The following is a 12,326-nucleotide window of genomic DNA, read 5'->3' as shown; positions in this document are numbered from 1 at the left end:
GTATTGCTTATGAACAAAAAAGTTATTCTACGGGGTATGAGCGCCATACTTCCCCTGTGCATCGGCGACTTTCCGTTTTCATTTATTGTTGGCGCGCTAAGCGTTAGCGCCGGGATGAGTATCTGGCAAAGTACGGCATGGTCGACGATTGTCATCGCCGGTTCGGCACAAATGCTGGCGTTAAATATGCTAAAAACCGGAGCGAGCCTTGGGGTGATTATATTCACCACGCTGATAATTAATCTTCGCCATGTGCTTTATAGCGCCTCTATTTCCAGTACGGTACGCGAAGCCTCCTTCTTTAAAAAATGCTTTATGGCGTATGCCCTGACCGATGAAGTGTACGCCACGACGGTGAAAGAGATGGAGGAGAATAAAAAAGATAAATATCTTTTCTATTTTTCAGCAATGCTGACGTTTTGGTTCGCCTGGGTACTGGCAGATTTCCTTGGCGCTCTGGTTGGCGCGTCCTTTCCGCACATTGAAAAATATGGTCTGGACTTCGCGATGGTCGCCGCATTTATCGCCATCGTGGTCCCACAAATCAAAAGCCAGGCCTGTACCGTCGCCGCGGTTGTTGCTGCCGTATCCGGGGTACTTTTGGTCGTACTGCCCTACTCGTTAGGTATCGTCGTCGCATCCGTGCTGGGCGTAATGGCGGGCCTGAGCGTCGATCTCGCCGAAGAGCGTAAACAGGCGCAGGCCGCTGACAAACTCTCTCTCGAAGGAGCGCTGGAAAATGAGTAATAGCTTTTTTATCGCCCTGACGCTGGGTATGGCCGCCGTGACCTTTCTTATTCGCTTCTCGTTCATTGGCCTCGCCGGGAAGATTCAGATGTCGAGCCGGGTCAGCAAAACGCTGCGTTTTGTGCCGGTGACCGTGCTGCCGGCCATCATCACGATTCAGATCCTGAGCGTAAACTCCAGCATGGAGTTCGATTTGAAAAACCCGAAGGTGATCGCCGCGATTATCTGCACGCTCGCCAGCTTCCGCCTGGGCCTGGTCTGGGTCGTCGTCAGCGGCGTCGGTTCACTGGTTTTGCTCAACTATTTCATGTAATCACCTATCAGAAGGAATCAACAGAATGATAATTACCACCGCCGCTGCGCCTGCCGCCATTGGCCCGTATGTTCAGGGAGTAAACCTGGGTACCATGACGATGACCTCAGGGCAGCTCCCGGTCAATCCGCAGGACGGCACCATGTCTGACGACATCGCTCAGCAGACGCGACAGTCGCTGGATAACGTTAAGGCTATCGTTGAAGCGGCGGGTTTGCAGGTGAAAAACATTGTTAAGACGATGGTCTTCGTCAAGGATCTGAATGACTTTGCCACCATCAACGCGGTGTATGAAGCGTTCTTCACCGAACACAACGCGGCCTTTCCGGCCCGTTCCTGCGTTGAAGTCGCCAGACTGCCTAAAGATGCGGGCATTGAGATCGAGGCCATAGCCGTCGCCTGATCCCCGGCCGGAGGCCATCCTCCGGCCACTTCTTATCCCCCCCCCCCACTTTTGAGGTTTACCCGCAGCGAACTTTACGGGCAAAATATCGCCACTTCTTTGCGAGGAACGCAGAATGCTAAAGATTCGTCTTGCACGTCCGGAAGATGCGGCTTTACTCAACCAGATGGCCAACGTCAGCTACCGCCACCACTTTGCCCACCTCTGGCACAACGCCGATGAAATGGAGCGCTACCTCCAGCAAGAGTATTCCATGGCCGCGCTGGCGCACAGCCTGGCCGATCCGCAGTGCTGCTGGTTGATTGCGGAAGCCGCGCGTCCTGTCGGCTTTGCCAAATACGCTTGTGGTCAGAATAGTGATCCCGGGGGTCCAGCCGGCACGCTGCTGCATAAGCTCTATCTGCTGCCTGACACCACCGGGCATCGCTACGGCGAGCAGATTTTTCGCGCCGTCGAGAAGCGAGCGAAAGAGGCCGGTGAAAACTGGCTATGGCTTGAAGTGCTCGCCGCGAATACCGGTGCCCGCCGTTTTTATGAACGTCAGGGGATGCAGCACGTGAAGGATGTGGCATTTCATTCTGCAACCCAGGAAAGCACACTCCATATTCTGGCTAAACCAATCTGAGAGGCAGCATGCATACCCTTCGTGAAACCGCCATTCGCAACGTCGCCAGCGGCGAAAACGTGGTGATTTACCAGCCCGCCAACCTCTACGACTGCACGCTTGGCGATAACGTCTTCGTCGGGCCGTTTGTGGAGATTCAGGGCCATACCCGTATCGGCAACGACAGCAAAATTCAGTCCCACACCTTTATCTGCGAGTACGTGACCATCGGCGAGCGCTGTTTTATCGGCCACGGCGTGATGTTCGCCAACGATATGTTCCGCGAGGGAAAACCCAACGCCGACCGCGATAGCTGGGGAAGAATTGTGATTGGCAACGATGTGTCTATCGGCAGCGGCGCAACCATTCTGGCGGTCAGCATCTGCGATGGAGTCGTGATTGGCGCGGGTAGCGTGGTGACCAAATCCATTACGGAGAAAGGCGTGTGGGCCGGGAACCCGGCAAAGCTGCTGCGGCGGCTATAACAAAAATGCCGGCCACATGGGCCGGCATTGCGAACGTTTTAGCGATTATGCGCGCCAGGATTTATAGCGGTTAATCAGGCCGTTAGTGGAGCTGTCGTGGCTGCTCACTTCGGAACCATCTTTCAGCTCCGGCAGGATGCGGTTAGCCAGCTGTTTGCCCAGCTCAACGCCCCACTGGTCGAAGGTGAAGATGTTCATAATCACGCCCTGGGTGAAGATTTTGTGCTCATACAGGGCAATCAGCGCGCCCAGGCTGAACGGCGTAATTTCACGCAGCAGGATGGAGTTGGTGGGGCGGTTGCCTTCAAACACTTTGAACGGCACCACGTGTTCCAGGGTCGCCGGATCTTTACCCTGATCGCGATATTCCTGCTCAACCACTTCGCGGGATTTACCAAACGCCAGCGCTTCGGTCTGCGCAAAGAAGTTAGACAGCAGCTTCGGATGGTGATCGGACAGCGGGTTATGCGTAATCGCCGGCGCGATAAAGTCGCAAGGCACCATTTTGGTCCCCTGGTGAATCAGCTGGTAGAACGCGTGCTGACCGTTGGTACCCGGCTCGCCCCAGATGATTGGGCCAGTCTGGTAATCCACGGCGTTGCCGTTACGGTCAACGTATTTACCGTTGGATTCCATGTTGCCCTGCTGGAAGTAGGCGGCAAAACGGTGCATATACTGGTCGTACGGCAGAATCGCTTCGGTTTCAGCGCCGAAGAAGTTGTTGTACCAGATACCGATCAGCGCCAGCAGCACCGGCAGGTTTTTCTCAGCCGGCGTGGTGGAGAAGTGTTTGTCCATCGCGTGCGCGCCGGAGAGCAGCTCAACAAAGTTGTCGAAGCCTACGGACAGGATGATGGACAGGCCGATGGCTGACCACAGAGAGTAACGGCCGCCAACCCAGTCCCAGAACTCAAACATATTGGCGGTATCAATACCGAACTCGCCAACCGCTTTACCGTTGGTCGAGAGTGCGGCGAAGTGTTTCGCGACGTGCTTCTCATCGCCGGCGGTCGCCAGGAACCAGTCGCGCGCGCTGTGGGCGTTGGTCATGGTTTCCTGAGTGGTAAAGGTTTTCGACGCGACCAGGAACAGGGTAGTTTCCGGGTTCACCGTTTTCAGCACTTCGGCGATGTGGGTACCATCGACGTTAGAAACAAAATGCATATTCAGGTGATTTTTGTACGGGCGCAGCGCTTCGGTCACCATGAACGGACCCAGATCGGAGCCGCCGATACCGATGTTAACGACGTCGGTAATCGCTTTACCGGTGTAGCCTTTCCAGCTGCCGGAGATAATGGCTTCAGAGAAGGTTTTCATCTTCTCAAGCACGGCGTTCACTTCCGGCATCACGTCTTTGCCATCAACCAGAATCGGAGTATTGCTGCGGTTACGCAGCGCAACGTGCAGCACCGCGCGGTCTTCCGTACGGTTAATCTTCTCGCCGGAGAACATGGATTTAATGGCGTCTGCCAGGAAGGTCTCTTTGGCCAGGTCCTGCAGTTTTGCCAGCGTCTCTTCGGTGATGCGGTTTTTGGAAAAATCCACCAGCATCAGATCGTCGAACGTGGCGGAGAATTTAGAGAAACGATCGCTATCCTTCGCGAACAGATCCGCGATGGTAACGTCTTTCATTTCATCAAAGTGTTTCTGTAATGCCTGCCAGGCAGAGGTCTGCGTTGGGTTGATGTTTTTCATTAGCAATACTCTTCTGATTTGAGAATTGTGACTGCGGTCGATTGTAGCGCCGGTGACGAAAAATTGTGATGATTTTTGTGTTATGCCGATGATACGCGTCAGGATTAGAGCCAATTTGGCGTAAATCGCCCCTCATAGTATAGACATCATAAGGCTTTTTTCTGTCAGCGACCCGCGCATGAAAAATCCGCATAACCCTGACGTTGACATACTTCGCCTGAAGCCTTTATATAACGGCAGTGCCTACATATACGTAGGTATGTATGGATCGCGCATTTCACGCTACAGCGAAAGGGTATTGCAGGGGGGTATAATGTCCCGCGTCCCCCAGGCAAAGTGAAAGACGTCGGTAATTGCCAGAAGAGGTGCGTTGCCCAGGTAACCGTATTGGAGGAGCCAGTCCGGGGAAAATACGTGAGGGGGAGCAACGCCGAGGTGAATAAGCGTCTGGTTACGCTCATCACCGGCCACAGGGGCTGAATCCCCTGGGTTGTCACCAGAAACGTTCGCAGTCGGGCGTTTCATACTCGCCGTCTGATGCACAGCATCGGCAAGCGGGTCTACAAGGTGGAGCACTTCTGGGTGACATCGTAGTTTGTTTATCGCTCTGCGCCCACCCTGTTTTTCGCTCTTCCCTTGTGCCATGGCTGAATAATTTGGCCTGGCTTATTAAGACATTTTATTGCAATCCGGTTGCGTCCAGCCCCACCAGGATTGGTTTTCTGGAATCGTTTTAATAAGTCAGGCCCCCTGACACGAGGTTGTTATGACAGACTTAGTTGTAGCCAAGTTCGGCGGCACCAGCGTTGCCGATTTTGATGCCATGAACCGCAGCGTGGACGTCGCGCTGCTGGACGCCAATACCCGCGTGGTGGTGCTTTCCGCCTCAGCGGGGGTGACCAACCTGCTGGTCGCCTTAGCAGAAGGGCTGGAACCCGGCGAACGTTTCGCGAAGCTCGATGCCATGCGTCAAATCCAGTTCAATATTCTGGAGCGTCTGCGCTATCCCAACGTTATTCGCGATGAAATTGAGCGCCTGCTGGAAAACATCACCACCCTGGCGGAAGCCGCCTCCCTGGCCAGTTCAACCGCGTTAACCGACGAACTGGTCAGCCACGGCGAACTGATGTCTACTCTGCTGTTTGTCGAGATCCTGCGCGAGCGCGGCATCGCCGCCCAGTGGTTCGACGTGCGCAAAATTATGCGCACCAACGACCGCTTTGGCCGCGCGGAACCGGATATTGCCGCCTTATCTGAATTAACCCAGCAGCTGCTGGCCCCGCGTCTTGCGGAAGGCGTGGTGATCACCCAGGGCTTTATTGGCAGCGAAGCCAAAGGCCGCACCACCACGCTTGGCCGCGGCGGCAGCGACTATACCGCCGCGCTACTCGGCGAAGCGCTAAACGCCACCCGCGTCGACATCTGGACCGATGTTCCGGGTATCTATACCACCGACCCGCGCGTCGCCCCGGCGGCCAAACGCATTGACGTTATCGCTTTTGAAGAAGCGGCGGAAATGGCGACCTTTGGCGCGAAGGTCCTGCATCCGGCTACCCTGCTCCCCGCCGTGCGCAGCGATATTCCGGTGTTCGTCGGCTCCAGCAAAGAGCCGAAAGCCGGCGGCACGCTGGTGTGCAAAAACACCGAAAACCCGCCGCTGTTCCGCGCGCTGGCGCTGCGCCGCAAGCAGACGCTGCTAACCCTGCACAGCCTGAATATGCTGCACTCACGCGGTTTTCTGGCCGAGGTATTCAGTATTCTGGCCCGCCACAGTATCTCCGTCGATCTGATCACCACGTCGGAAGTGAGCGTGGCGCTGACCATGGATACCACCGGTTCGACGTCGGCTGGCGATACCCTGCTCACCCAGGGACTGTTGACCGAACTTTCCTCTCTGTGCCGCGTTGAGGTCGAGCAGGATCTGGCGCTGGTCGCCATCATTGGTAATGAACTGTCGAAGGCGTGCGGCGTCGGTAAAGAGGTGTTTGGCGTACTGGACCCGTTTAATATTCGTATGATTTGCTACGGCGCATCCAGCCATAACCTGTGCTTCCTGGTCCCGGGTGCGGATGCCGAAAAAGTGGTGCAGAAGCTGCATCATAATCTGTTCGAGTAATAGCGAATAAATTGGCCCGCCATTTCTGCCGGGCCAATTTTAGTTTCCCATCACCGTGGTCATCAGCAATCTGTCCAACTCCCTGACATCACCGCTCCGGCTCTCAGGCAGCGCTGGCGGGATTGCGCCTCTGAGCAGCTCGGACTGAATAAACGCATGCAGCAGCGGTCGACGCGGGCCGTTTTCCGCCTCTCCCGCGCGCTGTTTACGTTCCAGCAGCTCATCTATTTCCGCACGTAGACCCGCTTCCAGCTCGCTTCCCGCCAGCAGTTCATCAAAGCGCATCGGCGGCACGCCTTTTCCCGCCTCAACCCAGCGGACGGCCAGCAGCGGGCGCAATACGTAAAAGTACTTTTTCAGCCGCACCTGTTCGCCTTGCAGATAGCCGCGAAAATTTTTCCTGGCCATCGAGTAGTAATGCCAGCGGGCGCGAAGCGGAGAAAACCAATGCGGGATGAGTTTTTTAAGCGCCTGAACCGTCGCATCATCCTGCCGATACACCACCGGTGAATCCAGCCATTCGATCAGCGTCGGGTTCGCCCCTTTCAACAGACCCAGCGCCTTGCGCCACTCCCAGCCGCAGACGTCCAGCTCATCGTCGATGGGCAGCTCGATAACATCGCGCGGCGCGTCCACCCGCAGATACCACTCCAGCGAATGAACGTAGAGAAACCGCACATCATAATCGCTGTCCGGCGAGGCAAAGCCCCAGCCCCGGCTGCCGGACTCGCAGGCGTAGAGCACCCTGACGCCGTAGCGCCGCTCCACGTCGTTTAACTGCCGCTGCACCTTATGGCGCATGGCGGCGTTCACACCGTGATACGTCATTTTCATTATCCTTTTAGATTCACCAGGCCATGCAGCACCTGGTCCAGACCGCCAAAGACCGAGATTTTATCGATACGCTCCGCCACTCTTTCCAGCGTTTCCAGCTCTTTTAAGCGCAGCGCCACCGGGTTGTTCTCCATCACCTTCGCGGTGTTGAGCAGCGAGCGCGTCGCCGCGGTCTCTTCACGCCGGCGGATCACGTTCGCCTGCGCCGATTTCTCCGCCTCCACCAGCTGCGACAAAATGGCTTTCATGTCGCCGGGCAGCACAATATCCTTCACGCCCAGCGACGCGACGTCGATACCAAATGCCGCCATGCGCTCGGTGACCTGCGCGCTCACCACCTCATCAATGATTTTCTTATCTTCCAGCAGCTCATCCAGCGATCGCGTTCCGACGGCTTCACGCAGCGCAAACTGCAGCTCGCGATACAGATGGTCCAGCGGCTTCGTCAGCTGTCCAAACGCCTGCAGCACATCGCTGTAGCGCCAGTTCGCCGCCAGATTTAAACGCAGGTTCACTTTATCTTTGGTCAAAATCTCCTGGCCGCCAACCTCCAGCACCTGCAGGCGGGTATCGACCACTTCCGCTTCCACCAGGTGATTGACCTTCCAGTACGCGCTCAGGCCAGGCTGCAGCAGCGCTTGCGTCTCACCGTCGATTTTCAGCACCCCGACGTGCCACGCCGGCACCGATACGGTGAGGATCGCTTCGCGGCCTTTTACCGCCCCGTGACGTCGCGGCTGCAGCACCGCATTCATGATGTCAGCCGGAACCGCAACCTGCCGGGTATCGATACGTAGCAGCTGAATTTCATCACCGGCCGACCAGTACAGTCGGCGCGTCGAAGGCGGTAAAATTTCCTGCAGCACACCGTTGGCATACAGCGCCCCGGCCTCGACATCCGTCAAATCCGCCGCCAGGCAGTAGCGTTCAATCCATTCCGGCTGAAAGCGTCGTAAATACTCCGCCAGCGCCTCCGGCACTTCGCTGCCGTCCCGGTTAACGATCAGCACTTCGGGGACGTTGAACCACGGCAGGCGATGCTCGCCCGCTTCCAGAACCTGATAGTAGTCACCCTGACGGGATAAAAGGCCAAGCTGACCTTTACGTATCGTGATTTTCTTCGTCATTTTTCGTTCCTTAGCAAAATCAGGCGCGGGTGCAGGGGCGAAGCCGCAGGGGAACTCCCTTTTGCCTGCGGCACGGCGCCTTTACCGGCGGCCTGCTGTGGGGCGTGCTGACTGCGCATTACCCCGCGTTATTTCTATGATTAACGACCAGTTTTCATTGGAGATGAAATCGGGAATCGAACCCATTGGTGGTCATCGGCTGACGGAACGCGCCCGAAAAACGGCCTGTACCGTTCCTGGCGTGCCGGCGGGGTTTAACCCCCTGCGTTTTCAGCGTCGTGACGAAAGGGGTATTGCCAGTTGCGTGCCAACAATAAAAAATGCGAGAGTTATTTTTCAATAAATTGATTAATAACGCTTTTATTTTTAATTCAAACGGTAACGCTTGCCGCCGGCAGCAGGTTTTTTTATCTTTAAATATCGAAACTTATCTTTTGGGATAAACATGAAAAAGCGGCGAGTGGTCATTGGCGTCCTCGGAACGGTTCTGGACAAACGCGGCAAGCGGGCGAATCGCTTTAAAAAATGGCGGCCTACCGTTGGGCTATGCCAGCAGGCCGATTTTCCTGTCGACAGGCTGGAGCTTCTCCACCAGCCGCGTGATGAAAATATGGCGCAAAAGCTGATTGACGATGTCGCCCAGCTTTCGCCGCATACCGAAGTGCGCCCGCATACGATTGAGATAAACGATCCGTGGGATTTTGAAGAGGTCTACGCAGCGTTTCTCGACTTCGCCAACCGCTATCGCTTTGATACCGAAAACGAAGAGTATCTGGTGCATATCACCACCGGGACCCACGTGGCGCAGATCTGCTGGTTCCTGCTGACCGAAGCGCGCTATCTCCCCGCCAGCCTGCTGCAGACCAGCCCTGCGCCGAAAGGCGCAGCGGATGACGCCGTCGCCGCCGGTATTTACTCGGTGATCGATCTGGACTTAAGCCGCTACGCCGCGCTCACCAGCCGCTTTCAGCGCGAGCAGCAGCAGTCCGTCTCCTTCCTGAAGGCGGGTATCGAGACGCGTAATGCGACGTTCAACGCGCTTATCGATCGTATTGAGCGCGTGGCGATCCGATCGACCGATCCGATCCTGCTGACCGGCCCAACGGGCGCCGGGAAGTCCGTCCTCGCCAAACGTATTTTTCAGCTTCGTCAGTCGCGCCATCGGGTGGCGGGGAAATTCATGGCGGTAAACTGCGCCACGCTGCGCGGTGATAACGCCATGTCCACGCTGTTTGGACATGTCAAAGGCGCGTTTACCGGCGCGGTGACGCCTCGCGCCGGGCTATTACGCGAAGCCGACGGCGGCGTGCTGTTTCTCGATGAAATCGCCGAGCTGGGGCTGGATGAGCAGGCCATGCTGCTGAAGGCCATCGAAGAAAAAACCTTTTTCCCGTTTGGCTCGGATAAAGAGGTGCACAGCGACTTCCAGCTAATCGCCGGCACGCATCGCGATATGCAGCAGTGGGTGGCGGAGGGGCGCTTTCGCGAAGATCTTTATGCGCGCATCAATATGTGGCGCTTTGCCCTCCCCGGCCTGGCGCAGCGGCGGGAAGATATTGCGCCGAACGTGGAGTATGAATTACGGCGACTGGCCAACGAGCGGCAGACGCAGATCCGCTTCGATAAAGACGCCCGCGAACGCTATCTGGCCTTTGCCTGCTCGCCGCAGGCGCAATGGCGCGGCAATTTCCGCGAGCTAGGCTCCTCCGTGGCGCGTATGGCGACCCTGGCCGAGCAGGGGCGCATTACGCTGGCCGTTGCGGAAGAGGAGATAATGCTGCTGAAAGAGAGCTGGCAGCTCACGACATCTTCTCCTGATATTGCAATGGAAATCGATCTGTTCGATCGCCGCCAGCTGGAAACGGTGCTGGAGGTCTGCCGACGCAGCGCTTCGCTCTCCGAAGCCGGACGCGAACTGTTCGCCGTCTCCCGGCAAAAAAAGGCCAACCCTAACGATGCCGACCGCTTGCGCAAATATTTAGCGCGCTTCGGACTCAGCTGGGAGCTTATCCGCAGCGGAACATGAGCATAATTTGTTTGAATAATATGTCTTAGCACGATAAACAATAGCGATGGCCGGGCTCGATCCCGGCCGGTCTATAACAAGCAAACACAACTTACGTGCAAGGAAAACAACATGCTCGCCACGCTTACGCGGCTGTTCCCATTATGGGCGCTGCTGCTCTCGGTTATCGCCTATTACACGCCATCCACTTTTACCCCCGTTGGCCCGTGGGTCCCGACGCTGCTGATGCTGATTATGTTCGGCATGGGCGTGCATCTGAAAGTCGACGATTTTAAGCGCGTGCTTTCCCGCCCCGCGCCGGTCGCCGCAGGCATTTTTCTCCACTACCTGGTGATGCCGCTCGCCGCCTGGCTGCTGGCGCTGATTTTTCACATGCCGCCCGAGCTCTCCGCCGGGATGGTGCTGGTCGGCAGCGTCGCCAGCGGTACGGCATCCAACGTGATGATCTTTCTGGCAAAAGGCGACGTCGCGCTCTCAGTCACCATCTCATCGGTTTCCACACTGGTTGGCGTGGTCGCCACCCCGCTGCTGACGCGTCTGTACGTGGATGCGCATATTCAGGTGGACGTGATGGGGATGCTGCTCAGCATTCTGCAAATCGTGGTGATCCCGATTGCGCTGGGGCTGGTAGTACATCATCTGCTGCCGAAAGTGGTGAAGGCGGTGGAGCCGTTCCTGCCGGCCTTTTCGATGGTCTGCATTCTGGCGATTATCTGCGCCGTGGTGGCCGGTTCCGCGTCGCATATCGCTTCCGTAGGCTTTGTGGTGATTATCGCCATCATCCTGCATAACACCATCGGCCTGCTCGGCGGCTACTGGGGCGGACGGCTGTTTGGCTTTGACGAGTCCACCTGCCGCACGCTGGCGATCGAGGTGGGAATGCAGAACTCCGGCCTTGCCGCCGCGCTGGGGAAAATCTACTTTGGCCCGCTGGCCGCGCTGCCCGGCGCGCTGTTCTCGGTCTGGCACAACCTGTCCGGCTCGCTGCTGGCCGGTTACTGGTCAGGGAAGCCTATTGTTGATAAATCGCGTAAAACGGTAAAAGAGAGCTAACAACCCGTAATTTTCCCGGCTTGCGGTGCGCTTAGCCGGGCTACGGTCCGTGCAGCTTGCGGGTTTTGTAGCCCGGACAGGTGCGCAGCACCGCCTCCGGGATTTTCTGCGAGGCACAACAATTTACCGTGAGACGTCAGCCCCAATACCGTACACTGAAACCACAGGCTAATTGAGGGCACCACTATGGCACTCCCCCGTATCACGCAAAAAGAGATGACCGAGCGCGAACAGCGCGAACTGAAAACCCTGCTCGACCGCGCGCGCATCGCCCATGGCCGTCCGCTGACCAACGCGGAAACCAATAGCGTGAAAAAAGAGTACATCGATAAACTGATGGCCCTGCGCGAGGCCGAGGCTAAGAAAGCCCGCCAGCTGAAGAAAAAGCAGGCTTATAAACCGGACGCAGAGGCCTCGTTTTCCTGGTCGGCAAATACGCCGACGCGCGGCAGACGTTAACGCCCTTTCTTCTTGCGCCCCGGCGCGGTAAAGCGTTTGCCGTTCGACGCCGGGCGGGAGGACTTGTCGCTGGTTTTTTCAATCGCCACGACGGGACGCTTGATGCCGGCCGTTTTCGGCTTCGCTTTTGCCTTCGGTTTCGCTTCTGAAGACGAGTTTTCAATCAGTTTGAAAAGATCGATCAGCTCATCGTCGGTCAGATCGCGCCACTCTCCCAGCGGGATCCCCGTCAGGCTGACGTTCATGATCCGCGTCCGCTCAAGCTTCGTCACTTCATAGCCAAAGTGTTCGCACATCCGGCGGATCTGGCGATTCAGCCCCTGCACCAGGGTAATGCGGAACACAAACGGCGCTTCTTTTTTCACTTTGCACTTCTTCGTCACCGTGCCGAGAATCGGTACGCCCGCCCCCATGCCGCGGATAAACTCATCGGTTATCAGCTTATCAACGGTGACCAGATACTC

13 protein-coding genes, 1 pseudogene and 1 riboswitch are annotated in these 12,326 nt (G+C 56.8%); of the genes and pseudogenes, 10 read left to right on the top strand and 4 right to left on the bottom strand.

Annotated features, from left to right (window positions below):
* Window positions 1-9 precede the first annotated feature (9 nt).
* The 5 genes from HMPREF1144_RS21295 to HMPREF1144_RS21275 all read left to right on the top strand — a co-directional run bounded on the left by HMPREF1144_RS21295 (window position 10) and on the right by HMPREF1144_RS21275 (window position 2,552).
* Entirely contained in the window at window positions 10-747 is a 738-nt protein-coding gene (locus tag HMPREF1144_RS21295; RefSeq protein WP_004097750.1) for an AzlC family ABC transporter permease, read from the top strand.
* A complete protein-coding gene (locus HMPREF1144_RS21290; RefSeq protein WP_004097748.1) occupies window positions 740-1,060 on the top strand; it encodes an AzlD domain-containing protein in 321 nt (106 codons plus the stop codon). Before HMPREF1144_RS21295 ends, HMPREF1144_RS21290 begins: the two co-directional genes overlap by 8 nt.
* A gap of 25 nt (window positions 1,061-1,085) precedes the next feature.
* The gene (locus tag HMPREF1144_RS21285) at window positions 1,086-1,463 is read left to right on the top strand and encodes a Rid family detoxifying hydrolase (protein ID WP_004097745.1); all 378 of its coding nucleotides are present in this window, start codon (window positions 1,086-1,088) and stop codon (window positions 1,461-1,463) included.
* A 115-nt stretch (window positions 1,464-1,578) separates the two neighbouring features.
* On the top strand, window positions 1,579-2,088 hold the full coding sequence (locus HMPREF1144_RS21280) for a GNAT family N-acetyltransferase (protein WP_009653914.1): 510 nt from the start codon (window positions 1,579-1,581) through the stop codon (window positions 2,086-2,088).
* Window positions 2,089-2,096: 8 nt separating this feature from the next.
* Window positions 2,097-2,552, top strand: coding sequence for an acyltransferase (locus HMPREF1144_RS21275; protein WP_009653911.1), 456 nt, complete (start codon window positions 2,097-2,099; stop codon window positions 2,550-2,552).
* A gap of 45 nt (window positions 2,553-2,597) precedes the next feature.
* Here HMPREF1144_RS21275 and pgi read toward each other — a convergent pair whose 3' ends face one another.
* Window positions 2,598-4,247, bottom strand: coding sequence for a glucose-6-phosphate isomerase (gene pgi, locus HMPREF1144_RS21270; RefSeq protein ID WP_004097737.1), 1,650 nt, complete (start codon window positions 4,245-4,247; stop codon window positions 2,598-2,600).
* Window positions 4,248-4,599: 352 nt separating this feature from the next.
* Window positions 4,600-4,833, top strand: a riboswitch (Lysine riboswitch).
* A gap of 180 nt (window positions 4,834-5,013) precedes the next feature.
* Between pgi and lysC the strand changes: the two genes are divergently transcribed.
* Window positions 5,014-6,363, top strand: coding sequence for a lysine-sensitive aspartokinase 3 (gene lysC / locus HMPREF1144_RS21260; protein WP_004097732.1), 1,350 nt, complete (start codon window positions 5,014-5,016; stop codon window positions 6,361-6,363).
* A gap of 39 nt (window positions 6,364-6,402) precedes the next feature.
* On the opposite strand, the gene HMPREF1144_RS21255 is transcribed toward lysC, so the two are convergent.
* Window positions 6,403-7,191: a DNA polymerase beta superfamily protein gene (locus HMPREF1144_RS21255; RefSeq protein ID WP_009653908.1), complete on the bottom strand. Its 789-nt coding sequence runs from the start codon at window positions 7,189-7,191 to the stop codon at window positions 6,403-6,405.
* A 5-nt stretch (window positions 7,192-7,196) separates the two neighbouring features.
* Entirely contained in the window at window positions 7,197-8,324 is a 1,128-nt protein-coding gene (locus HMPREF1144_RS21250; RefSeq protein WP_009653912.1) for a slipin family protein, read from the bottom strand.
* A 136-nt stretch (window positions 8,325-8,460) separates the two neighbouring features.
* On the opposite strand from HMPREF1144_RS21250, the gene HMPREF1144_RS31860 reads away from it, so the two are divergent.
* From HMPREF1144_RS31860 to HMPREF1144_RS21235, 4 genes are all read left to right on the top strand, one after another.
* Window positions 8,461-8,667 carry a hypothetical protein gene (locus HMPREF1144_RS31860; RefSeq protein WP_009653907.1) on the top strand — a complete coding sequence of 69 codons (207 nt, stop codon included), beginning with the start codon at window positions 8,461-8,463 and terminating at the stop codon, window positions 8,665-8,667.
* A 102-nt stretch (window positions 8,668-8,769) separates the two neighbouring features.
* Complete coding sequence (rtcR, locus tag HMPREF1144_RS21245) at window positions 8,770-10,350, top strand: RNA repair transcriptional activator RtcR (protein WP_042928205.1); 1,581 nt, start codon at window positions 8,770-8,772, stop codon at window positions 10,348-10,350.
* 111 nt (window positions 10,351-10,461) lie between these two features.
* Window positions 10,462-11,403 (top strand): ketopantoate/pantoate/pantothenate transporter PanS, encoded by a 942-nt coding sequence (gene panS / locus HMPREF1144_RS21240; RefSeq protein WP_004097727.1) that lies wholly within the window; start codon window positions 10,462-10,464, stop codon window positions 11,401-11,403.
* A gap of 186 nt (window positions 11,404-11,589) precedes the next feature.
* The gene (locus tag HMPREF1144_RS21235) at window positions 11,590-11,862 is read left to right on the top strand and encodes a DUF3811 domain-containing protein (RefSeq protein WP_009653910.1); all 273 of its coding nucleotides are present in this window, start codon (window positions 11,590-11,592) and stop codon (window positions 11,860-11,862) included.
* Here the strand turns inward: HMPREF1144_RS21235 and HMPREF1144_RS21230 are convergent.
* A pseudogene (locus HMPREF1144_RS21230) lies at window positions 11,859-12,326 on the bottom strand (23S rRNA pseudouridine(2604) synthase RluF); the annotation flags it as partial. The gene HMPREF1144_RS21235 and the pseudogene HMPREF1144_RS21230 overlap by 4 nt on opposite strands.

The sequence above is a fragment of the Klebsiella sp. OBRC7 genome, from assembly GCF_000293135.1.
GTDB classification, from domain to species: domain Bacteria; phylum Pseudomonadota; class Gammaproteobacteria; order Enterobacterales; family Enterobacteriaceae; genus Klebsiella; species Klebsiella michiganensis.
Note: the sequence above shows the minus strand (reverse complement) of the source record. Positions and strands in the feature narration are given on the sequence as shown.

What these genes read in the sequence shown, in the direction of transcription:
- HMPREF1144_RS21295 (WP_004097750.1), top strand. Translation starts at nt 10, where the DNA reads ATGAACAAAAAAGTTATTCTACGGGGTATGAGCGCCATACTTCCCCTG.
- HMPREF1144_RS21290 (WP_004097748.1), top strand. Translation starts at nt 740, where the DNA reads ATGAGTAATAGCTTTTTTATCGCCCTGACGCTGGGTATGGCCGCCGTG.
- HMPREF1144_RS21285 (WP_004097745.1), top strand. Translation starts at nt 1,086, where the DNA reads ATGATAATTACCACCGCCGCTGCGCCTGCCGCCATTGGCCCGTATGTT.
- HMPREF1144_RS21280 (WP_009653914.1), top strand. Translation starts at nt 1,579, where the DNA reads ATGCTAAAGATTCGTCTTGCACGTCCGGAAGATGCGGCTTTACTCAAC.
- HMPREF1144_RS21275 (WP_009653911.1), top strand. Translation starts at nt 2,097, where the DNA reads ATGCATACCCTTCGTGAAACCGCCATTCGCAACGTCGCCAGCGGCGAA.
- pgi (WP_004097737.1), bottom strand. Translation starts at nt 4,247, where the DNA reads ATGAAAAACATCAACCCAACGCAGACCTCTGCCTGGCAGGCATTACAG.
- lysC (WP_004097732.1), top strand. Translation starts at nt 5,014, where the DNA reads ATGACAGACTTAGTTGTAGCCAAGTTCGGCGGCACCAGCGTTGCCGAT.
- HMPREF1144_RS21255 (WP_009653908.1), bottom strand. Translation starts at nt 7,191, where the DNA reads ATGACGTATCACGGTGTGAACGCCGCCATGCGCCATAAGGTGCAGCGG.
- HMPREF1144_RS21250 (WP_009653912.1), bottom strand. Translation starts at nt 8,324, where the DNA reads ATGACGAAGAAAATCACGATACGTAAAGGTCAGCTTGGCCTTTTATCC.
- HMPREF1144_RS31860 (WP_009653907.1), top strand. Translation starts at nt 8,461, where the DNA reads ATGATTAACGACCAGTTTTCATTGGAGATGAAATCGGGAATCGAACCC.
- rtcR (WP_042928205.1), top strand. Translation starts at nt 8,770, where the DNA reads ATGAAAAAGCGGCGAGTGGTCATTGGCGTCCTCGGAACGGTTCTGGAC.
- panS (WP_004097727.1), top strand. Translation starts at nt 10,462, where the DNA reads ATGCTCGCCACGCTTACGCGGCTGTTCCCATTATGGGCGCTGCTGCTC.
- HMPREF1144_RS21235 (WP_009653910.1), top strand. Translation starts at nt 11,590, where the DNA reads ATGGCACTCCCCCGTATCACGCAAAAAGAGATGACCGAGCGCGAACAG.